A 20,792-nucleotide genomic window follows, 5' to 3' on the forward strand; every position below is an offset into this window, starting at 1 on the left:
CCTACTGCGCCAAATAAGGTACATAGGGAAAAAAGTATGGGTAACTTTACGCCCGGGATCAACCGCAGCGCCGGCAAAAGGGGAAAGCCGCCACCCTGGCGTGCACGCCGTCAGGAGCCTTCACTGCGACCGTTGAGCATCACGGGCTCAATGGGACGCTGCTGAAATTGACGGTACAAGCCCAGCAAGGTAATAAAACCTATCAGCCCCAACATGAACCAGGGAAGCTGCGGAATCTCCAGCCGGTTGCCGACATCATACAGCCAGCCGCCGCCGCTATAGCCGATGGCGCCGCCCAGCGCCAGGCCCAGGCGGCTAAATCCCATATAGCTGCCGCGGGCGCGGTTGTCCGCCAGCGACGCGCCCAACGTTTCCCGCGCGGGTTCGGCAATGATAGAACCGATGTAAAACAGCCCGATTAACATGAACAGCGCGCGCAAATCCTGGATCAGGCCGATTGGGAACAAACTCAGCAGCATGATGGTCAGCCCCGCCATTAATCGGGTTTCCAACCTGAAGCGCTTTTCGCTCCAGCGGGCAATGGGGTAGAGCAGCGACAGCGACAGGGCCGCTTCGATAGCATACATCCATTTCACCGCCGTGGGCTGGCCCGCCACCTCGTTGACGCGGATCGGCAGCATCAGCATCACCTGTACCGAAAGCATGTAATAGCCGGTCAAGGTTAACACGTAGGTCACGAAGCGCTGATCGCGCAGCACCCGGCGCATGCCTTCCAGCATCGGCGCGCGTACGGTGGAGATACGGTACCCCGGCAGCAGCCAGGCGTTAAAGATGGCGGCGAACACAAACAGTACTGCGCCGGCCAGGCACACCAATTTAAAATCATAGCGCAGCAGCCAACTGCCGAGCAGCGCGCCGATAACGGCGCAGGCGCTGTCTTGCATCATTAACAGCGAATAGAAGCGCCCTCGTTCCCAGGGGCGCGTCAATTTAATCACCAGCGCCGTCCGGGGCGGATCAAATAGGGTGCCCCCCAAGGCGGAGAGCGCACAGGAGAGCCAAAGCAGCCAGGGCTCGTCGGCGATGCCCATTAATACGAACCCCAGGGCGCGCATCAGCATACCGGCGATGATCATCGGCTTCGCCCCCAGTCTGTCGGCAAAGGCGCCGCCAAAAATACCCAGCCCCTGCTGGATAAACTGCCGCAGGCCGAGGGCGATACCCACCAGCAGCGCGGCCCAGCCGAGTTGATCGACAAACCGTATGGAAATGAGCGGGAAGACGACATAAAAGCCCATCACCACCAGCATATTATCCATTAACAGAAAATATTTACCCAAGCTCCTAGCTTGCGAGACCGACGACATGCTCCACCCTAAGTTGCAATAAAGACGAAGAGGACAGCCTATTCTGAACGGAATATTTGATTAGCGATAGTGTGCTTAGGGATGATATTTTTTAATAGTGCGGAATTAGCAAAGCATATACTTTATTAACACGATTATATTATTGTTTATAAGTGGCGCAGCGCCCCGGTCAGCATAAAACGCGGCATGAGGCTTAGGTGAAACAGACGAGCGGGTATTGTACCGCTGTGTTGACAACCGCGTCGGTTCAGGTAGGCAAAACGGGAGGGCGGAGGAAAGATGTTCGGCTATCCCTCAGCATCGCCAAAGGTGTGGCTGGTCACCGATCGGCTGGTGGTACGTCTGGCCAATGAACGGGACGATTACCGTCTGGCAGAGTACTATGCGGTTAATCGGGATTATCTCAAACCCTGGGAGCCGATACGCGACGAGAGTCATTGTTATCCCTCAGGCTGGCAGGCGCGTCTGGGAATGATTAACGAAATGCATCGACAGGGCAGCGCCTATTATTTTGTCCTGCTCGATCCGCTGGAAACGGAAATTCGCGGGGTCGCGAATTTCAGCAATGTGCTGCGTGGCTCGTTTCATGCCTGTTTTCTCGGCTATTCGCTCGGAGAAATGTGGCAAGGGCAGGGGCTGATGTTTGAAGCGCTGCAGGCGGCCGTACGCTATATGCAGCGGCAGCAGCATATGCATCGAATAATGGCAAATTATATGCCTCACAATCATCGCAGCGGCAGTTTACTGGCGCGGCTTGGATTTATTCGCGAAGGTTACGCGAAAGAGTATTTATTGATCGATGGCCAGTGGCGAGACCATGTTCTGATGGCATTGACCTACAGTGAATGGACGCCCGGTCGCTAATGTTTCGGGGGAGCGGTATGACATTACGGATTGGCATTATTGGCTTGGGCGGCATTGCGCAAAAAGTGTATTTGCCGCTGCTCGGCGCCGCCGCGCGCTGGCATTTAGTGGGCGCCTTCTCACCCAATCAGTCGCGGGCGCGGGCGCTTTGCGACAGTTATCGTATTCCCTGTTTTGCCCGGATAGATGAACTCGCGCAGCAGTGCGACGCCCTGTTTGTCCATAGCAGCACCGAAAGTCATTTCGCTGTGGTGAGCGATTTGCTCAAGCGCGGTCGGCATGTGTATGTGGATAAGCCGCTGGCAGCTGCCCTCGAGCAGGCGGAAGCACTGCTGACGCTGGCCGCCCGGCAGCAGCGGATACTGATGGTCGGTTTCAACCGCCGCTTCGCGCCGCTATACCAGCGTCTCAAACAGGACATGCAGCACGTTGCTTCGCTGCGCATGGATAAGCATCGTAGCGACAGCGTCGGGCCGCAGGACGTGCGTTTTACGCTTTTAGATGATTATCTGCACGTCGTGGACACCGCCTTATGGTTGGCGGGCGGGACGCTGGCGTTGACCGGCGGTGTGGTATGGAACAATGGGACGGGCCAGCTGTTGTACGCCGAGCACGCGTTTCGCTGCGGCGAGGGTTTGGTTACCACCGCTATGCACCGCCAGGCGGGCAGCCAGCGGGAAACCGTCACCGCCGTGACCCGCGGCGCGCTCTATCGGGTAGAGGAGATGAGCCGTTTTCAATGGGAACGCGCGGGAACGCTAGGGGAATTGCCTGTCCCCGTCTGGCAGACGATTTTAACCCAGCGCGGGTTCACCGGCGCGGTAGAGCACTTTATCGACTGCGCGGCGAACCAGATGCAGATTCCGACGTATCCGATCAGCTGTTCGACCTTGTACACGATTCTGTGTAAATGCCTTTTCTCAGAAGTGACCGTCCAGGCGGTAGAGGCCCAAGAGCCGGTTTGTCCAGCTGCTCGAAGCGTTCAAGGCGACTTTGTCCGCCGTAATGACGCATCGGGCGCAAATTCAACTCATGATTGAGTTCTCGTATCACCTGGTTGAGTTCGGCCAGCGAGTAGAACCTACGTTTACGCAACCGGGCCAAAACCCAGCGTTCTACCAGCTGCACAGTTGATTCTGCCTTCGCCTTGTCTTTCGGTTTTCTCGGGGCGCGCCGGTAGCACCACTGTCTCATAGTGATTTGCCAGCGCCTGGTAGCTCTGGTTTATGACCGGCTCATAGCGGTCAGGGGTGCTGACAGCGCTGCGCAGATTATCAGGTATCATCAGCTCCGGAACCCCACCCATGAAGTGCAGGCAGCGGCTATTGACGTTGAGCCACGATGCCATGTCCTGGCCTTCGCAGGCTTCGATATACGCATAGCCTGACACGCCCATGGCAGCGACGAAGATAGCGACCTGGCGTACGCTACCGGTCGCAGGGTTGACGATAGGTACGGTGGGGCCACAGAAGTCGATGAAGAGCTTTTCGCCAGCCTTGTTCTCCATGCGCATGGAACGCCGCTGCTTCTTTTTCCAGTCACGGAACAGTGCACAAAACTGTGAGTAACCGAGGGCATCACCGCCCACGGCGGACTGATATTCCATCCAGAGCAGCTGTTTGGTCATGCCCTTGCGGCTTAACTCGGTATCTATATCAAGCCAGCTGGGTAAGGTATTGATAACTTTTCCGGATTTACCGGGATAGAGCAGGCGGTCGAGGTCGACGGGGGACAGTTCCGCCGGCAATGGCCAGACCAGGTTAGCTACCGTGAATCGGCCGAGGATATCGTGCACGGTAGTACAGCCTATGCCGAGCGCTGCTGCGATAGTGCGATTCGAGCGACGCTGCTAGGATTTCATACGTAAGACATTAATATAGATGCATATTTCCGTTCTCGCTTTCTTCTTTTTACGTGCCATGCCATGCCCCCGGAAGCTAAAAGTCTCCAGAGTATGGCGGAACAGAAGATGAGCGATCGGACAGAATCGGAATTGCTGATCGGGCGACCGGAATCAGTGATCGGATGAAATCAGAATTAGTGATCGGGTGAAATCGGAATCAGTGATCGGATGTGATCGGAACCAGCACCAGACCCCCACGTGTCTCGATGGCGAGGAGAGCATCAGCGCGCAGCGCTGGATTGAGCGACTGCTCGCGGAGCGTGAGGTTTGATGTCCGCACGCCACAACGCTCGCAGCGTATGGCCGGGCTGTTCCCCGACGGGCGGCGCCACCGGCCGTTATCGCGACGCCGCTAACGGACAGTAGCGATTTTCTCCGGGCAGGGTAGACTAGGCGCACCTTAACGGCTCAGGATTTGCCGCGGGCGGCGCGCCAAGCTTAGGTTGACGGCGTCCGGGCGGAACAGAAAAACACCACCATGAATTTATTGAAATCGCTGGCAGCGGTCAGCTCCATGACACTTTTCTCCCGCGTATTGGGGTTTATTCGCGATGCTATCGTGGCGCGGGTGTTTGGCGCCGGTATGGCGAGCGACGCCTTTTTTGTCGTCTTCAAAATTCCCAATCTGCTGCGGCGTATCTTCGCCGAAGGCGCTTTCTCCCAGGCGTTTGTGCCCATTTTGGCGGAATATAAGAGCCAGCAGGGGGAGGCGGCAACGCGCGTGTTTGTCGCCTATATCGCCGGCCTGCTTACGCTGGTGCTGGCGCTGGTCACCGTCGCCGGTATGCTGGCCGCGCCTTGGGTCATTATGATCACTGCGCCGGGGTTTACCGATACGCCGGAAAAATTCGCCCTGACGACCGCGCTGTTACGTGTCACCTTTCCCTATATTTTGTTAATTTCCCTTACCTCGCTGGTGGGCGCGGTACTGAATACCTGGAACCGGTTTTCGGTGCCGGCGTTCGCGCCAACGTTGCTTAACGTCAGCATGATCGGTTTCGCGCTGCTGGCGGCGCCGCTGTTTCATCCGCCGGTGATGGCGCTGGCCTGGGCGGTGGTGGCCGGCGGTGTTCTCCAGTTAGGCTATCAACTGCCGCACCTGAAAAAAATCGGCATGCTGGTGCTGCCCAGAGTGCAGTTTCGCGACGCCGGCGTATGGCGCGTGCTGCGGCAAATGGGGCCGGGCATCCTCGGCGTGTCAGTCAGCCAAATCTCGCTGATTATCAATACCATATTTGCCTCCTTTCTGGTGTCCGGTTCCGTCTCCTGGATGTATTACGCTGACCGCCTGATGGAGTTCCCTTCCGGGGTGCTGGGCGTGGCGTTGGGGACTATTCTGCTGCCCTCGTTGTCGCGCAGCTTTACCCATGGCAATCACGATGAATACTCCCGTCTGCTGGATTGGGGATTACGCTTATGCTTCATGCTGGCGCTGCCCAGCGCGGTGGCGCTCGGCATTCTGGCGCACCCGCTGACGGTGGCGCTGTTCCAGTACGGCAAGTTTTCCGCCTTTGACGCCTTGATGACCCAGCGCGCGCTAATAGCCTACTCGGTGGGCCTGGTCGGCCTGATTTTAGTGAAAGTGTTGGCCCCGGGATTTTACTCCCGTCAGGACATCAAAACGCCGGTGCGCGTGGCGATGATTACGCTGGTCATGACCCAACTGATGAACTTGACCTTTATCGGCCCGCTGAAACACGCCGGTTTGTCGCTGTCCATTGGCCTGGCCGCCTGTCTCAACGCCGGGCTATTGTACTGGCAGCTGCGCCGGCAAAAACTGTTTCAGCCGCAGCCGGGCTGGCTCGGCTTTTTCTGCCGTCTGATGCTAGCGGTCATTATCATGGCGGCGGCGCTGGTCGGGCTGCTGTCGGTGATGCCGGACTGGGCGCAGGGCGCCATGTTCTGGCGGCTGTTGCGCCTGATGGGCGTGGCGGCGGCAAGCGCTATTGTTTATTTCGCCACGCTGTGGTTGGTGGGGTTCCGTCCGCGCCACTTCGCGCGCTCGGTGCAGGTTCACTAAACCCTTTCCCGCGAACAAAAGCCGGCCCGCGCTAGGCGGGCTGACTTACTCAACGATCGCGGCGGTCAAGGGTGGCGCAATCCAGGGTTAAGCCCCGGCTACATCCGCTCGACCGTTTCGATACCCAACAGATCCAGTCCTTGTTTCAAGGTGCGCGCAGTGAGCAGCGCCAGTTGCAGACGGCTTTGGCGTAACGCTTCGTTCTCGGCAGTCAGGATCGGACAGTGTTCGTAGAAGGCGGAAAACAGCACGGCCAAATCATAAAGATAGGCGCACAATACGTGGGGCGTGCCGTCGCGCGCTACCGTCACAATGGCCTCCTCCAACTGCAGCAAACGAACCGCCAGCTGAGTTTCCTGCTCCACCGCCAGCCGAATAGCGCCGCTGAGCTGCTGCTCATTCTGGTCGCTGCGTTTGAATATTGAGGCGACGCGCGTGTAAGCGTATTGCATGTAGGGCGCGGTATTGCCCTCGAAACTCAGCATATTGTCCCAGTCGAAAACGTAATCGGTGGTGCGGCTTTTCGACAAATCCGCATACTTCACCGCCCCGATACCCACCACCTGCGCCAACCTTTCCAGCTCGGCGTCGTCCATGGTGGGATTTTTATCGGCAATCAGGCGGCGCGCGCGTTCCAGCGCTTCGTCCAGCAGGTCAGTGAGTTTTATGGTCCCACCGGCCCGGGTTTTAACCGGCTTGCCGTCCTTGCCCAACATCATGCCGAACATGTGATGTTCAAGCGGTACCGATTCAGGTACGTAGCCGGCCTTGCGCACGATGGTCCAGGCCTGCATCAAATGCTGATGCTGACGTGAATCGATATAGTAAATGATGCGATTGGCTTTCAGCGTTTCATAGCGGTATTTGGCGCAGGCGATATCGGTGGTGGTATAGAGGTAAGCACCATCCTTTTTCTGGATGATCACCCCCATGGGCTCGCCTTCTTTGTTTTTGAATTCCTCAAGGAACACCACGATGGCGCCTTCGCTCTCCACCGCCAGCCCTTTGGCCTTCAAATCCGCCACGATCCCGGGGAGCATGGCGTTGTACAGGCTTTCGCCCATGACGTCTTCGCGCTTGAGCGTCACGTTGAGCCGGTCATAGGTTTTCTGATTCAGCGCCATGGTGACATCCACCAGCTTGCGCCACATCCGCCGACAATACACATCGCCGCCCTGGAGCTTCACCACATAGCCGCGCGCTCGCTCGGCGAAAGCCGGCTCCTCATCATAGTGCTGTTTGGCGGCGCGATAAAAGCTTTCCAAACTGGAGAGCTGCATTTCCGCTTCACCGCCGTCCTGCACTTTTTCCAGGTAGGCAATCAGCATGCCGAACTGTGTTCCCCAATCCCCGACGTGGTTGGCCCGGATAACGTTATGGCCCAAAAACGTCAGCGTGCGCACCGAGGCGTCGCCGATGATGGTCGAACGTACATGGCCGACATGCATTTCTTTAGCGACATTGGGGGCGGAATAATCCACCACGATGGTTTGCGGCGCGACGCTTGCAACCCCTAGACGCGGCGAAGAGAGCGCCTCGACAAGCTGATTCTCTAGCCAGCGCGGGTCGAGAAAGATATTGATAAAACCGGGACCGGCGATGTCGACTTTGCGCGCGATGCCGTTCAAATCAAGCAAACTGACGACTTTTTCCGCCAGCGCGCGGGGCGGCAGACCGAGCCGTTTGGCGATCGCCATAACGCCATTGGCCTGATAATCGCCGAATTGAGCCTTGGCCGACTGCCGCACCTGCGCTTCGCAGTCAGCGCTCACGCCTGCGGCCACCAGCGCCTGCTGGATTTTTTCAGAGAGAAGTGTGTGGATGTTCACCGTAATACCTTTATTGCATGGGCGGGAGGCAGGCAGAGCGCTGACATTCCCTGGCAACCTGACTACGCCACCATAACCGGGCGGCCACGGTGGTCAGATCCGAAAAATAAATCATGCTTATACCATAATCGGCGGCGGGAGTCAGTAGAGCGGGTAAGACGGATTTAACGGGCGCGGAAAGTAAAGCAGGGAGGCTGCCCGCCGCGAAGCGGGAAGCGGGGGCATTACCGATAGCGGCGGCGTTCTTTGCGGGAAATGCCGAGCTGATTACGATTCTTGCTGCGTAAATGCTGGATTATGGAATAGACAGCGACAATAACCAGCAACAGGCATAAAGCTAATAATAGCATTTTATATACCTTCGATTATTTAGGTGTCTAAAATAGCTGAAATAACCTGGACGCACAATCCGCTCGACGCGCTTTAAGAATATACCTACCTTTTACGCCTCTAATCACTTTGAAATATGAGATAAAGCTGATGTTTGTAAGTGTAATGTTAGGAAATAGGGCGAACATTACTATTTCCATTAAGTATGATAAATATTTGCCATTAAATGCCCTCTTGCAAATTAACAGATTAATCTTAATACTCTATTGCGCGTTCGCCTGCCGTCCAACCGGAGGGGCGAAGCGGCCTACGGCGCGGTGCGCCGGGCAGGGCGCGATGCGGGGGCAAAAAAGATAAATAAGGATAAAGAAAAATGAATTGGACCGACGTTCCACAATTATTGGATTTAAAAATCGATTTAGTACGTTTTGACGCCGAGCTATACGCTTTAACGAATAGATTAGGTATTTTGCCAGAAGCTTTTTTTATCGATCATATTGCCGTGCGCTGTCATCAAACCGTGACGGCGCAACGCTGGTATCAGGGTTTCTCTCAATGCGGCCGCGTTTTGAATAAAACGAAAATTAACGGTCGTAACATTGCGCTGTTTGAACTGACGACGCCGCTGGTGTTAAAAGGACAAGCAATCCATTGTATTGAGCTGCCCTGGCCCGGCGAGCGGCGATATCCCCATGAAGGATGGGAACATATTGAAATGGTGCTGCCGGGTGAAACGGATACGTTTTACCCGCGGGCGCTGGCGCTAATCTCGGAGGGGGCATTGGCCTCGCCCGATTTGCGCATCAAACAAAGCCAGCCGCGTGCTCAGGAGGACACGCTAGCCAATCCTACGCTTGCCATCAGCGATGGCCGCGTCACCGTGAAATTCCACCCTCATCGACTAAGCGATATCGTTACCGCCGGGCGCCGTTGACGTTATTAGGTCAGCGACCCGCTTAGGGGGTTAGCTCTGTTGATGGCCTGCGCCATCCTCTCCAGGGCGGCGTCCAGCACCCCCCGGGTGCAGCCGAAATTGAGCCGTACAAATCGGCGCCGGCGGAGAGACCGACGCCCGCCTGTTCAAAAAAGGCGTGTGGATTGGCGACGCCCAGGCCGCTGGCGTCAATCCAGGCCAAATAGGTCGCCTCGGGGCCTGCCAGCGTCAGACCGGGCATGTCCCGCAGGCGAGCCCTGAGCCGGTCGCGATTGCGGCGCACAAGGCCAGCACATCCACGGCCGGCACCAAGCCCGCGCGCTGCGCGGCGAATTTCATGCGCAGACGCGCATTGGGTATGACCGTCACCGACGCCCCGAGTCCGGCGATATTGAAGCTTTTCGACGGCGACATGAGAGTAATGCTGCGCTGTGCCGCGTCCTCGTCCAGGGACGCGAAGGGGATATGCCGCAGACCGGGGGTCAGCAATAAATCGCAATGAATTTCATCCGAGCACACTAGCAGATCGTGCTCACGGGCAAAGGCCAGGTGCTGCAAAAGCTCTTCGCGACGATAGGCCCTTCCGCCGGGGTTGTGGGGATTGCACAGCATCAACAGGCGTTCGTTGCCGGACAGTGCGGGATCGGTGCCGGCGAAATCCACGCACCAGCGATCGGCATCGAGTCGCATTGGCGCCAGCCGCTGTTCACGGCCCGCGCTGCGGGCGGCCGCGCGGAACGGCGGATAGATAGGATTGGGTATCACCACCGCCTCGTTTGCCGCGGTCAGCGCGCGGACCGCCAGATGCAGGCCGCTTACCAGCCCCGGCAGAAAAACGAGCCATTCCGCCCTGACCTCCCATTGATAGCGTTCGCGCATCCGCTGGATGAAAATCTCGGTCAGATCCGTCGGCGATGAGCCGTAGCCAAACACGCCATGTTCGACACGGGCGCGCAACGCCTCGATAATACAGGGAGGGGAGCGAAAATCGGTATCGGCCACCCAGAGTGGAATGACATCCCGTCCGGCGTACTTTTGCCATTTATAACTATCGCTGTGACGCCGGTCGATACATTCATCGAAGTTGAATGCCATAGTCTTTTCCCTGCACAATTAAAAACAATAACGCCGCCGTTTGATGGCATAGTGTGCTATGCCAGTAATTCAGGGCCGTCAAGAAAGGAGTAGTATACCATGCCAAAACTGGAAGTTTGCTGCTATAGCGCGGAGTGCGCCATAACGGCCGAGCAAGCGGGCGCGGACCGGATTGAGCTTTGTTGTGCCCCAAAAGAAGGGGGGGTGACGCCCGGTTTTGGAACGCTACAGGCGGTACGCGACCGCGTTGCGTTGCCGGTTCATCCCATCATTCGCCCGCGCGGCGGTGATTTTTGCTACAGTGCTGCCGAGTTTGAGGTGATGCTTAATGATATCGCACAGGTCCGTGATATGGGCTTTCCGGGGCTGGTGATTGGCCTGCTTGATGCGGACGGACACGTTGACCTGGCGCGTATGCGGCGCATTATGCACCTTGCCGGCACTATGGCGGTCACTTTTCACCGCGCCTTCGATATGTGCCTCAATCCTTATCAGGCGCTGCGGCAATTAACCGATTTAGGGGTGGCGCGCATCCTTAGTTCCGGTCAACAGCAAAGCGCGGAAACAGGTTTGGCGTTATTGAGGGAACTGACCGAGCTGAGTCGTGGTCCAATCATTATGGCGGGAGCGGGCGTAAGATTGACTAACCTGCATAAGTTCGTGCAAAGCGGGATCCAAGAGCTGCACAGCTCCGCCGGTCAATTTGTCCCCTCCGGCATGCGCTACCGGAAAGCGGGCGTCAGCATGAGCGCCGACAGTGAAGCGGACGAGTTCAGCCGTTATCGGGTAGACGGTGAAATGGTAGCCAATATGAAACATGCGCTGACCGTGTTGCCCGTTGCGACGCGTCCGGCGTGATAACCGATTTTGCCGTGCACACGCTTAAACCCACGTGATGCTTGCAAGTACCAAGCCCCAACCTCTTGTTGGGGCTTCTTTTTATCTCGCGTTAAACGCTCTTAGCGGCTTTCCTGGCCCGATGCTATGACGACTGGCCCTCACACCCTTAGCCCCCGCGTCGGCCACCGGACGCGTCAGCGCGCCTGCCGTAATCGATGATGGGGCGCAGAGTAGCGGTGAGAGAGCGCAGATCGGCGTCGAAGAGGCGCTTAGGCCCCACGCACCGTTTGCCGTCAGGGTTTCTCCGCCACGATAACCGCCCGCAGCGGAGCGGGGTGGCCCTCGATGGTCAATCGCGGGTCGTCGGGGTGCAGGAAATCCGCCAGGGATTCGCTGGTCATCCACGTCGTGCGCCGCTGTTCATCAGTGTTGGTCACCGACATATCCACCTGACGCACGTTCACAAACCCGCATTTTTCCAGCCAGCCGATCAGAGCGGCGGGGGAGGGAATGAAGTAGACATTGCGCATTTGGGCGTAACGCTCCCCGGGGACCAGCACCTGGTTCTGGTCGCCTTCGATCACCAGGGTTTCCAACACCAGTTCACCGCCGCTAACCAATTGATTTTTCAACTGTAACAAATGATCGAGCGGCGAGCGGCGATGATACAGCACCCCCATGGAAAACACGGTGTCAAAGGCGGCCAATTCCGGTAACTGCTCAATGCCCAACGGCAGCAGATGCGCCCGTAAATCACCGCCGAGCAGCTTGCGCACCGCGGTAAATTGGCAATAAAACACCTGCATCGGATCGATGCCGACCGCCAGCTGCGCGCCGGCGCCAACCATCCGCCACAGGTGGTAACCGTTGCCGCAGCCTACATCCAGGATAAGCCGGCCGGCCAGCGGCGCGATATGCAGCACCACGCGTTCCCATTTCCAGTCAGAGCGCCATTCGGTGTCGATAGTGACGCCATGAAGCGAAAAGGGGCCTTTACACCACGGCATCAGCTGGCGCAGCAGGGATTCGATCCCCGACTGCTGGCCGACGGGTAGCGGCGGATGGCTGTCCGCGCTTACGCCGTGCAGCAGATCCAGACGCGCGGAGGTCAGCGTCGGCAGTTTTTCCATCGCGTTAAACCACTGGGTAAACTTGCCGTGCAACGAAGTGTGCTCCCACTCGCTCAGTTGTGCGGGCAGGGTATTGAGCCAGTGGCTCAATGGACTCTTGGCGATAAGCTGATAAAAATCGGCAAACTGACTCACTGCCCGCTCTCCGGTTTAATGGCAATCAATGAGCCGAAATTGAAGCATTGGAACCAGACCTCGGCATGACCGAACCCCGCCTCGGCCAGACGCTGTTTATGCACTTCCACGGTGTCGGTGAGCATCACATTTTCCAGCATGCTGCGTTTCTGGCTGATCTCCAGTTCGCTATAGCCATTGGCCCGTTTGAAATCGTGGTGCATATCGAACAATAGCGCGCCGATCCTGAAAACTGAATTTTTCCGATAGCACCACGGCACCGCCGGGATTAAGCCCCTGATAAATGCGATTTAGCAATGTCTGGCGCTGCTCGGGTTCGAGAAACTGCAAGGTAAAATTGAGCACCACCAGCGAGGCGTTTTCGATAGGGACGGTGCGTATATCCCCTTCGACGATCTCCGTTGGTGTCTCGGCGCGGACCGCTTCGATATGGCGCCGACAGCGGGCTATCATCGCCGGCGAGTTGTCCACCGCGATAATGCGGCAATCGGTGTGGTTGATGGCGCGGCGCATTGCGAGCGTCGCGGCGCCGAGGGCGCAGCCGAGATCGTAAATCTGCGTTCCCGCGCGGGCAAAGCGGCCGGCCAACATTCCGATCATCGAGATAATATTGGAATAGCCGGGGACGGAACGCTGGATCATATCAGGAAAGACTTCGGCGACGCGATCGTCGAAAGTCCAGTCGCCCAGGCTGGCTATGGACGCCGAGAAAAGGTCATCACGATGGGTCATGGCAAAATAGGCGTCGTTGTGCAAAATCCCTATTCTATCAGAATAGCGGCGATAAAGCATGTGTCCCGCGCGCCGACGCGTGCCGTTCTTACTGCCAACTGAGCACCACATCCCAAGGCATGAACCAGAGATTAAGCAGCACCATCAGCAATAATGCGCAATAAGTGGCGCTCATGCCGGCGCGCCGCCAGCGGTATTCCCGCGTGCGCAGACCGTAATAGTGCATTAGCCGCCCGGCCATCAGCAGCAGCCCGCAGATGTGCAACGTCCAGTTGGGGGTCCCGTTCATTTCCAGCAACACGAGTAAAATCAGGCAGATGGGAATATATTCCACCGCGTTGCCGTGCACCCGGATAGCGGTCTGTAATTCATAAAAACCGCTGTCACCCGTGGCCACGCAGTATTGGGTCCTGAGCCTGACGACATCCAGCGATAACTTTATCAGCAACAATGTGCCCAGCACGACATAAAGCGCGCTTACCATCCTAACGTTACTCCCTCGTTCACCCCATATTTCGCGTGCAAAATAATAGCCTGTGTCACCGGCGGTGTCGCAAAAAAAAAGCGGGTGGTTCGCGCGGTTTTGACCGCTCAGAAAAGCGTTTCCTGCTGTGGCCAATGCGGCGTTGGGCCCATGGTGGGGATTTGTGCTGCCAATTTCGGCCACAAATGCTGGACCAGCGGCGGCGCGAAGGCAATATCCGGCGTGTGGATAAACAAAAACGGCGTTCCCCGCTGTTGCCATTGCGGCAGACGGACCAACCACGGCTGGAACAGCGCGACGTTATCGTCGGGATCGTCGGCACCGATAAAGCGCCCCAGCGGCCGCCCGGCGGTTACCACCGCATGCACCGGCAGCTTGGGTTTTTGCTGCTTGGCGGAGCGGAGCGCTGGGGACGTGGGAAGCGCCGCATGGACCGGCCGGCTATCGAGGATCACCCGGTTGACGCCCCGCTGCTGCAGGCCGCGGTTTAGCGCACGCTCTTCGTCTTGTTTAGTAAAGAACGCCGGATGGCGCACCTCCACGCCGTAATGGAAATCCGCCGGCAGCGCGTCAAGGAAGGCCCACAATCGGTCCAGGTCGGCCGGGCCAAACGCCGCCGGCAGTTGAAGCCAATATTGCCCGATACGATCCGCCAGCGGCGCGAGGGTAGCGAAAAACGCCGCCAGCGGCGACTGGAAGTGGCGCAGCCCGCCCTGGTGGCTGATGGTGGCGGGAAACTTGAAGCAAAAGCGAAACGTCTCCGGCGTCATAGCGCGCCACTCGCGCACTCGCCCGGCATCGGGCAGCGCATACAGCGTGGTATTGCCCTCCACGCAGTTGAAGTGGCGGGCGTAATCCGCCAGCGTACACAGCCCGTAGCGGCCCCAGCCGCTGTGCTGCCACTGGGGCAAGCCGATATAGAGCATAGCGTCTCCAGAAAGAAGGGCCGGCCGCGTGACGCCCAAGCCGGCCCGAGGCGGATTTCCCGCCCGCCGCGGGCGCTAACCGGCCAGGGCGTGAAGCACTTCCGCACTGCGGCGCACGCGGCCCAGGCGCGGGAAGATATGCTGGAAGCTGCCGTTATGCTGGGACTCATCGTGGGCGCTGCAAATATCTTCCATCAGCACCAGCTCGAAACCTAGCTCCCAGGCATTACGCGCGGTGGATTCCACGCCAATATTAGTGGAAATCCCGCCCAAGACAATGGTTTGAATACCGCGCCGGCGCAGCTGCATTTCCAAATCGGTACCGTAGAAGGCGCCCCACTGGCGTTTTATGACCCGAATGTCGCTGTCTTGCGCCTGTAGGGCAGCGGGAATGTCCCACCAGTTGGCCGGCAGCGGGCCGCCGCTGGCGCTATCCACCGGCTGTTTCAATGCGTCGGAGAAATCGGCCGACCAGCCCACGCGGACCAGAAATACCGGCGCGTGCGCGTCGCGAAAACCCTGCACCAGCACGGCCGCGCGTTTGACGACGTCCGCGGAGCTGTGCGGGCCGCCGGCGAAGGGTAAAATCCCTTCTTGTAAATCGATGAGCACCAAGGCGGTACGAGAAGGACTGAGCTTAAGCATAGGATCTCCGTGAGTCAATATTGCCCGACACCCGCGGGTGGGCCCCGGGCCGGTCAGCCAAGAGTATGTTACTCCATGCGGGATGTGACAGCGTCGGCGCGGTGAATTTTGTTAATATTTATGAGGAGAATCGCTAATTTCAGTGACGGGGGCGTTGGCAGCGCAGACGGGCTTATGCTGTGCCTGAAATTCCTTTATAATGACCGCCTTTCAAACGCCGGCCCGTGCAGCGCGCACCCGCCGGCCGGTGATGCCGGGCAAAGACTCGGCGCCGGTTCCGCCCACGCCGTGCGCAGCCATTAATGAATAACAGCTCGTTTTGTCCCATTCCGGCACCCGCTGACGGACTGAATTTTAAGGATATCCTAATGCGTACTGTATATTGCGGACAGCTGAACCTGTCACATGTTGGCCAGGAAGTGACGTTATGCGGTTGGGTCAACCGCCGTCGCGATCTTGGCGGTCTGATTTTCATCGACATGCGTGACTGGGAAGGCCTAGTGCAGGTGTTTTTTGATCCCGATCGTCAGGACGCCTTCGCCCGCGCCGCCGAGCTGCGCAATGAATTTTGTCTGCAACTGACCGGTATCGTGCGTGCCCGCCCGGACAGTCAGGTCAATAGCGATATGGCCACCGGCGCCGTAGAAGTCCTGGCCACCCAACTGACCATTATCAACCGCTCGGAGCCGCTGCCGCTCGACGCCAATCAGAATAATACCGAAGAGCAGCGCCTGAAATTCCGCTACCTCGATTTACGTCGTCCCGTCATGGCGCAGCGCCTCAAAACGCGGGCGCGTATCTCCAGCTTCGTGCGCCGTTTCATGGATGCCGAAGGGTTTCTCGATATCGAAACGCCGATGTTGACCAAAGCGACGCCAGAAGGCGCGCGCGATTACCTGGTGCCCAGCCGGGTGCATAAAGGCAAGTTTTACGCCTTGCCGCAGTCGCCGCAGCTGTTTAAACAGCTGCTGATGATGTCGGGTTTCGACCGCTACTACCAGATCGTGAAATGTTTTCGCGATGAAGACCTGCGCGCCGATCGTCAGCCGGAGTTCACCCAGATCGACGTGGAAACGTCATTCATGACTGCGGCTCAGGTGCGCGAGGTGATGGAGCGGCTGGTGCGCGATTTGTGGCGCGACATTACCGGCGTCGACCTGGGCGTTTTCCCGCAGATGACCTATGCCGACGCCATGCGCCGCTTCGGTTCCGACAAACCCGATTTGCGCAATCCGATGGAGCTGGTGGATGTGGCGGATCTGGTCAAGGACGTGGCGTTTAACGTGTTCTCCGCGCCCGCCAACGACGCCAAGGGCCGCGTGGCGGCGCTGCGCGTGCCCGGTGGCGCGCAGTTGAGCCGCAAGCAGATTGACGAATACGGCAAATATATTGAAATCTATGGCGCCAAAGGGCTGGCGTGGATGAAGGTCAACCAGCGCGCCGCCGGCGCGGAAGGGGTGCAAAGCCCGGTGGCGAAATTCCTGGGGCCGCAGGTGATTGAACAGATTCTGGCACGCACCGGCGCCGCCGATGGCGATATCCTTTTCTTTGGCGCGGATCGCAAAAACGTTGTAACCGATGCGCTGGGCGCGCTGCGCCTCAAGCTCGGCCTGGATCTGCAGCTCACGGAAACCGACCGCTGGGCGCCGCTGTGGGTGGTCGACTTCCCGATGTTTGAGGAAGACGAAGACGGCGGCCTGGCCGCAATGCATCATCCCTTCACCGCGCCGAAGGAGATCGATGCCCAGACCCTTGCCGCCTGCCCGACGGCGGCGGTGGCCAACGCCTACGATATGGTGATCAACGGTTACGAGGTCGGCGGCGGCTCGGTGCGTATCCACCGCGGCGACATGCAGCAGACCGTGTTCGGCATTCTGGGTATCAATGAACACGAACAGCAGGAGAAATTCTGTTTCCTGCTCGATGCGTTGAAATACGGCACGCCGCCCCATGCGGGCCTGGCCTTCGGCCTTGATCGTCTGGTGATGCTGCTGACCGGCACCGACAATATCCGCGATGTTATTGCGTTTCCGAAAACCACCGCGGCGGCGGATCTGATGACCGAAGCCCCCAGCTTCGGCAATGCCGAGGTGCTGGCCGATCTGTCGATTGCGGTCGTCGGTAAGGGTAAAGAAGCGATGGAAAACGGTTGGTCTTAATGGCTTATAAACGCCCAATTTCGGTGCTGGTGGTCATCTCTGCCGCCGACAGCGGGCGGGTTTTGATGTTACAGCGCCGGGATGACCCGGCATTTTGGCAGTCGGTTACCGGCAGTATAGACGCCGGTGAACGTCCGGCGGCGGCGCGGCGAGAAGTGCGCGAAGAAACCGGGTTTGATGCCGATGCCGCGGGACTGACGCTCACCGATTGCCAGCGCTGCATTCAATTTGAGATTTTTAGTCATTTTCGCCACCGTTACGCGCCCGGAGTGACGCACAATACAGAATATTGGTTCTGTTTGACGCTACCCTGTGAGCAGGCGCCCGTGTTAAGCGAGCATCTCAGCTGGCGCTGGATGGCCGCCGCCGACGCCGCCGCGCTGACCAAATCCTGGAGTAACCGGCAGGCGATTGAAGAATTTGTTATTTATCCGGCCTGAGAAGGCTTTTTTCGGAGAGAGATATGGCAGGTCATAGTAAGTGGGCCAATACCAAGCATCGTAAAGCCGCACAGGACGCCAAACGCGGGAAGATTTTCACCAAGATTATCCGCGAATTGGTCACCGCCGCCAGATTGGGCGGCGGGGATGTTGGCTCCAACCCTCGCTTGCGCGCGGCGGTGGATAAAGCCTTGGCGAATAACATGACGCGTGACACGCTCAATCGCGCCATCGCCCGCGGCGTGGGGGGAGATGACGACGCCCAGATGGAGACCATCATTTATGAGGGCTATGGCCCTGGCGGTACCGCGGTCATGGTTGAGTGCCTGAGCGATAACCGCAACCGTACCGTGTCCGAGGTGCGTCACGCCTTCACCAAGACCGGCGGTAATTTGGGCACCGATGGCTCCGTCTCGTATCTGTTTACCAAAAGAGGGGTGATTTCGTTTGCGCCGGGCCTGAGCGAAGATACCATCATGGACGCGGCGCTGGAAGCCGGCGCCGATGACGTTATCACTTATGATGACGGCGCGATCGATGTGTACACCACGCCGGACGCGTTCGGTGAAGTCAAAGACGCGCTGGAAGCGGCTGGCCTGACGCCGGAAGCCTCGGAAGTGGCGCTGGTCCCGTCTACCCGTGCCGATCTGGACGCTGAGACCGCGCCCAAACTACTGCGCCTTATCGATATGCTGGAAGACTCCGATGATGTGCAGGAAGTCTACCACAACGGTGAGATTTCCGACGAGGTGGCGGCGACCTTGTGATGACCGGTTTCCCGCGGTATCGCGCAAGCCAGGCGGCAGCGGTATGACCGTGATATTAGGTATCGATCCCGGCTCGCGTATTACCGGCTATGGTATCGTGCGCCAGGATGGGCGTAAACTGAGCTACCTGAGCAGCGGCTGTATCCGCACCAAAGTGGACGATCTGCCCGGTCGCCTGAAGCTTATCTATGCCGGCGTCAGCGAAATTATCACGCAGTTTCAGCCCGACTGCCCGGCGATTGAGCAGGTTTTCATGGCCAAAAACGCCGACTCGGCGCTAAAGCTGGGCCGGGCGCGCGGCGTCGCCATCGTGGCGGCGATTAACCTGGATTTACCGATGTTTGAATATGCCGCCCGTCAGGTGAAACAGACGGTGGTGGGCACGGGGTCGGCGGAGAAAAGCCAGGTACAGCATATGGTGCGTACCCTATTAACGCTATCGGCCAATCCGCAGGCGGACGCCGCTGATGCGTTAGCTATCGCCATCACCCATTGCCACGTCAGCCGGAATGCCCTGCGCATGGGCAGCGGCGGGCTTAATTTGGCGCGCGGCAGGCTAAGCTGACCGCCGGGTTGGCGCGTTTACCTTCAGGCTGGATATCCATCCAGCCTTTGTTATGTTATAAGCATAACCATCAAAAGCAATAACCTGACGCGTAAAGGAAAGTCGAGGTGATCGGACGTCTTAGAGGCATCATTCTGGAAAAGCAGCCGCCGCAGGTGCTGTTGGAAACGCATGGGGTGGGTTATGAGGTGCAATTGCCGATGACCTGTTTCTATGCCCTGCCGGAAACCGGTCAGGAGGCGGTTATCTTCACCCATTTCGTGGTGCGTGAGGACGCCCAGTTGGTGTTTGGTTTTATCCATAAGCAGGAACGGGTGCTGTTTCGCGAACTAATTAAAGTGAACGGCGTCGGGCCGAAGCTGGCGCTGGCAATTCTCTCCGGGATGTCGGCGCAGCAGTTTGTCAGCGCCGTGGAGCGCCAGGAAATTAACGCGCTGGTGAAATTGCCCGGCGTCGGCAAGAAGACCGCGGAACGGCTGGTGGTTGAAATGAAGGACAGATTTAAAGGACTGTCCAGCGATCTGTTCGCCCCTCAGAGCGTGGGCGATATCCCTCCCGCCATCGACGCGCAGGTCAATCCGGCCGATCCCGAGAGCGAAGCGGTTGCCGCGCTGGTGGCGCTGGGGTATAAACCGTAGGAGGCAAGGCGGATGGTGAGCAAAGTGGCGAGCGCCGGCGCCGATTGTGAAATGCTTATCCGTGATGCGCTGCGCGCCGCGCTGTGAGGTAGAGGATGATAGAAGACGATCGACTGATGAGTGCCGCGACGGTGACGGAAGAAGAGGTGATCGATCGCGCTATCCGGCCGAAAACTCTGGCGGACTATATCGGCCAGCCCCACGTGCGCGAGCAGATGGAGATTTTCATTCAGGCGGCGAAAATGCGCGGCGACGCGCTCGATCATTTGCTCATCTCGGGGCCGCCCGGGCTGGGTAAAACCACGCTGGCGAACATTGTCGCCAACGAGATGGGGGTCAATCTGCGCACCACCTCGGGCCCGGTGCTGGAAAAAGCCGGCGATGCTGACCAACCTTGAGCCCCATGACGTTTTATTTATCGATGAGATCCATCGGCTTTCGCCGGTAGTAGAGGAAGTGCTTTATCCGGCGATGGAGGATTATCAGCTGGATATCATGATAGGCGAAGGGCCGGCCGCGCGCTCAATCAAAATCGAGCTCCCGCCGTTTACCCTGGTGGGCGCCACCACCCGTGTAGGCTCGCTGACGCCGCGTATCGCCAACCGGCTGCTGCGCCGGGTCCGTGACTTTGCCGATGTGCGGGCCGCGGGCCACATCAGCGATGAAGTGGCGGTGAACGCGCTGAATATGCTGAATGTCGATACCGAAGGGTTCGACTTCATGGATCGCAAACTGCTGCTGGCCATCATCGATAAATTTGTCGGCGGACCGGTAGGGTTGGATAACCTGGCGGCGGCAATCGGCGAAGAGCGCGAGACAATCGAAGATGTGCTGGAACCGTTTTTGATCCAGCAAGGGTTTATACAGCGAACACCCCGCGGGCGTATCGTCACCGTCCACGCCTATCGCCATTTCGAGCTTGAGGGACACGGCGGCGAAGACGCATAACGCCGCCGGCACCGAGCATCAGCGGCCGCGTCCCACCGCGGCGCAGTGGCCGCAGGCGGCGCATAACAGGGTGTCCTGCG

Annotated in this window: 15 protein-coding genes and 5 pseudogenes; 11 read left to right on the top strand and 9 right to left on the bottom strand. The window is 58.3% G+C overall.

Translation table 11 applies throughout. The annotated features are described in order from the left end of the window. Positions 1-110 precede the first annotated feature (110 nt). A complete protein-coding gene (mdtH, locus tag SOPEG_RS13950) occupies positions 111-1,328 on the bottom strand; it encodes a multidrug efflux MFS transporter MdtH (protein WP_025245803.1) in 1,218 nt (405 codons plus the stop codon). Between the two features lie 279 nt (positions 1,329-1,607). Here mdtH and rimJ point away from each other — a divergent pair, with 279 nt between their 5' ends. Further along, entirely contained in the window at positions 1,608-2,192 is a 585-nt protein-coding gene (gene rimJ / locus SOPEG_RS13955; RefSeq protein WP_025245804.1) for a ribosomal protein S5-alanine N-acetyltransferase, read from the top strand. Positions 2,193-2,209: 17 nt separating this feature from the next. Further along, positions 2,210-3,232: a Gfo/Idh/MocA family protein gene (locus SOPEG_RS13960; protein ID WP_025245805.1), complete on the top strand. Its 1,023-nt coding sequence runs from the start codon at positions 2,210-2,212 to the stop codon at positions 3,230-3,232. On the opposite strand, the pseudogene istA reads toward SOPEG_RS13960, so the two are convergent. Next, a pseudogene (istA, locus tag SOPEG_RS13965) lies at positions 3,129-4,113 on the bottom strand (IS21 family transposase); the annotation flags it as partial. The gene SOPEG_RS13960 and the pseudogene istA overlap by 104 nt on opposite strands. A gap of 460 nt (positions 4,114-4,573) precedes the next feature. Between istA and murJ the strand changes: the two are divergent. After that, on the top strand, positions 4,574-6,115 hold the full coding sequence (gene murJ / locus SOPEG_RS13970; protein ID WP_025245806.1) for a murein biosynthesis integral membrane protein MurJ: 1,542 nt from the start codon (positions 4,574-4,576) through the stop codon (positions 6,113-6,115). Positions 6,116-6,213: 98 nt separating this feature from the next. On the opposite strand, the gene argS is transcribed toward murJ, so the two are convergent. Next, complete coding sequence (gene argS / locus SOPEG_RS13975; RefSeq protein WP_025245807.1) at positions 6,214-7,944, bottom strand: arginine--tRNA ligase; 1,731 nt, start codon at positions 7,942-7,944, stop codon at positions 6,214-6,216. Between the two features lie 703 nt (positions 7,945-8,647). On the opposite strand from argS, the gene SOPEG_RS13980 reads away from it, so the two are divergent. Continuing rightward, positions 8,648-9,208, top strand: a complete 561-nt coding sequence (locus SOPEG_RS13980) for a VOC family protein (protein WP_025245808.1) — start codon at positions 8,648-8,650, stop codon at positions 9,206-9,208. A gap of 5 nt (positions 9,209-9,213) precedes the next feature. On the opposite strand, the pseudogene SOPEG_RS13985 reads toward SOPEG_RS13980, so the two are convergent. Then, positions 9,214-10,303, bottom strand: a pseudogene (locus SOPEG_RS13985) (MalY/PatB family protein). Positions 10,304-10,402: 99 nt separating this feature from the next. Between SOPEG_RS13985 and cutC the strand changes: the two are divergent. Next, complete coding sequence (cutC, locus tag SOPEG_RS13990; protein WP_025245809.1) at positions 10,403-11,161, top strand: copper homeostasis protein CutC; 759 nt, start codon at positions 10,403-10,405, stop codon at positions 11,159-11,161. 275 nt (positions 11,162-11,436) lie between these two features. On the opposite strand, the gene cmoB is transcribed toward cutC, so the two are convergent. The 5 genes and pseudogenes from cmoB to SOPEG_RS14015 all read right to left on the bottom strand — a co-directional run bounded on the left by cmoB (position 11,437) and on the right by SOPEG_RS14015 (position 15,195). Continuing rightward, positions 11,437-12,408 carry a tRNA 5-methoxyuridine(34)/uridine 5-oxyacetic acid(34) synthase CmoB gene (gene cmoB / locus SOPEG_RS13995; protein ID WP_025245810.1) on the bottom strand — a complete coding sequence of 324 codons (972 nt, stop codon included), beginning with the start codon at positions 12,406-12,408 and terminating at the stop codon, positions 11,437-11,439. Next, a pseudogene (gene cmoA, locus SOPEG_RS14000) lies at positions 12,405-13,140 on the bottom strand (carboxy-S-adenosyl-L-methionine synthase CmoA). Before cmoA ends, cmoB begins: the two are co-directional and overlap by 4 nt. An 88-nt stretch (positions 13,141-13,228) precedes the next feature. Further along, entirely contained in the window at positions 13,229-13,624 is a 396-nt protein-coding gene (locus SOPEG_RS14005) for an MAPEG family protein (RefSeq protein WP_025245811.1), read from the bottom strand. A gap of 107 nt (positions 13,625-13,731) precedes the next feature. Beyond that, the gene (locus tag SOPEG_RS14010) at positions 13,732-14,550 is read right to left on the bottom strand and encodes a DUF72 domain-containing protein (protein WP_025245812.1); all 819 of its coding nucleotides are present in this window, start codon (positions 14,548-14,550) and stop codon (positions 13,732-13,734) included. Between the two features lie 75 nt (positions 14,551-14,625). Then, a complete protein-coding gene (locus tag SOPEG_RS14015; protein ID WP_025245813.1) occupies positions 14,626-15,195 on the bottom strand; it encodes a hydrolase in 570 nt (189 codons plus the stop codon). 368 nt (positions 15,196-15,563) lie between these two features. On the opposite strand from SOPEG_RS14015, the gene aspS reads away from it, so the two are divergent. From aspS to ruvB, 6 genes and pseudogenes are all read left to right on the top strand, one after another. Continuing rightward, positions 15,564-17,354, top strand: a complete 1,791-nt coding sequence (gene aspS / locus SOPEG_RS14020) for an aspartate--tRNA ligase (RefSeq protein ID WP_025245814.1) — start codon at positions 15,564-15,566, stop codon at positions 17,352-17,354. Then, a complete protein-coding gene (gene nudB / locus SOPEG_RS14025) occupies positions 17,354-17,794 on the top strand; it encodes a dihydroneopterin triphosphate diphosphatase (RefSeq protein ID WP_025245815.1) in 441 nt (146 codons plus the stop codon). The genes aspS and nudB overlap by 1 nt, the downstream gene beginning before the upstream one ends. Before the next feature lie 23 nt (positions 17,795-17,817). Further along, positions 17,818-18,561: a YebC/PmpR family DNA-binding transcriptional regulator gene (locus tag SOPEG_RS14030; RefSeq protein WP_025245816.1), complete on the top strand. Its 744-nt coding sequence runs from the start codon at positions 17,818-17,820 to the stop codon at positions 18,559-18,561. A 43-nt stretch (positions 18,562-18,604) separates the two neighbouring features. After that, the gene (gene ruvC, locus SOPEG_RS14035) at positions 18,605-19,126 is read left to right on the top strand and encodes a crossover junction endodeoxyribonuclease RuvC (protein WP_025245817.1); all 522 of its coding nucleotides are present in this window, start codon (positions 18,605-18,607) and stop codon (positions 19,124-19,126) included. 107 nt (positions 19,127-19,233) lie between these two features. Beyond that, positions 19,234-19,851, top strand: a pseudogene (gene ruvA / locus SOPEG_RS14040) (Holliday junction branch migration protein RuvA). 8 nt (positions 19,852-19,859) lie between these two features. After that, positions 19,860-20,712 (top strand): annotated as a pseudogene (gene ruvB, locus SOPEG_RS14045) (Holliday junction branch migration DNA helicase RuvB). Positions 20,713-20,792 lie beyond the last annotated feature (80 nt).

The sequence above is a fragment of the Candidatus Sodalis pierantonius str. SOPE genome (genome assembly GCF_000517405.1).
Classification (GTDB): Bacteria; Pseudomonadota; Gammaproteobacteria; order Enterobacterales; family Enterobacteriaceae; genus Sodalis_C; species Sodalis_C pierantonii.

Coding starts and splice junctions, on each gene's coding strand:
- mdtH (WP_025245803.1), bottom strand. CDS start 1,328: ATGTCGTCGGTCTCGCAAGCTAGGAGCTTGGGTAAATATTTTCTGTTA.
- rimJ (WP_025245804.1), top strand. CDS start 1,608: ATGTTCGGCTATCCCTCAGCATCGCCAAAGGTGTGGCTGGTCACCGAT.
- SOPEG_RS13960 (WP_025245805.1), top strand. CDS start 2,210: ATGACATTACGGATTGGCATTATTGGCTTGGGCGGCATTGCGCAAAAA.
- murJ (WP_025245806.1), top strand. CDS start 4,574: ATGAATTTATTGAAATCGCTGGCAGCGGTCAGCTCCATGACACTTTTC.
- SOPEG_RS13980 (WP_025245808.1), top strand. CDS start 8,648: ATGAATTGGACCGACGTTCCACAATTATTGGATTTAAAAATCGATTTA.
- cutC (WP_025245809.1), top strand. CDS start 10,403: ATGCCAAAACTGGAAGTTTGCTGCTATAGCGCGGAGTGCGCCATAACG.
- SOPEG_RS14005 (WP_025245811.1), bottom strand. CDS start 13,624: ATGGTAAGCGCGCTTTATGTCGTGCTGGGCACATTGTTGCTGATAAAG.
- SOPEG_RS14010 (WP_025245812.1), bottom strand. CDS start 14,550: ATGCTCTATATCGGCTTGCCCCAGTGGCAGCACAGCGGCTGGGGCCGC.
- SOPEG_RS14015 (WP_025245813.1), bottom strand. CDS start 15,195: ATGCTTAAGCTCAGTCCTTCTCGTACCGCCTTGGTGCTCATCGATTTA.
- aspS (WP_025245814.1), top strand. CDS start 15,564: ATGCGTACTGTATATTGCGGACAGCTGAACCTGTCACATGTTGGCCAG.
- nudB (WP_025245815.1), top strand. CDS start 17,354: ATGGCTTATAAACGCCCAATTTCGGTGCTGGTGGTCATCTCTGCCGCC.
- SOPEG_RS14030 (WP_025245816.1), top strand. CDS start 17,818: ATGGCAGGTCATAGTAAGTGGGCCAATACCAAGCATCGTAAAGCCGCA.
- ruvC (WP_025245817.1), top strand. CDS start 18,605: ATGACCGTGATATTAGGTATCGATCCCGGCTCGCGTATTACCGGCTAT.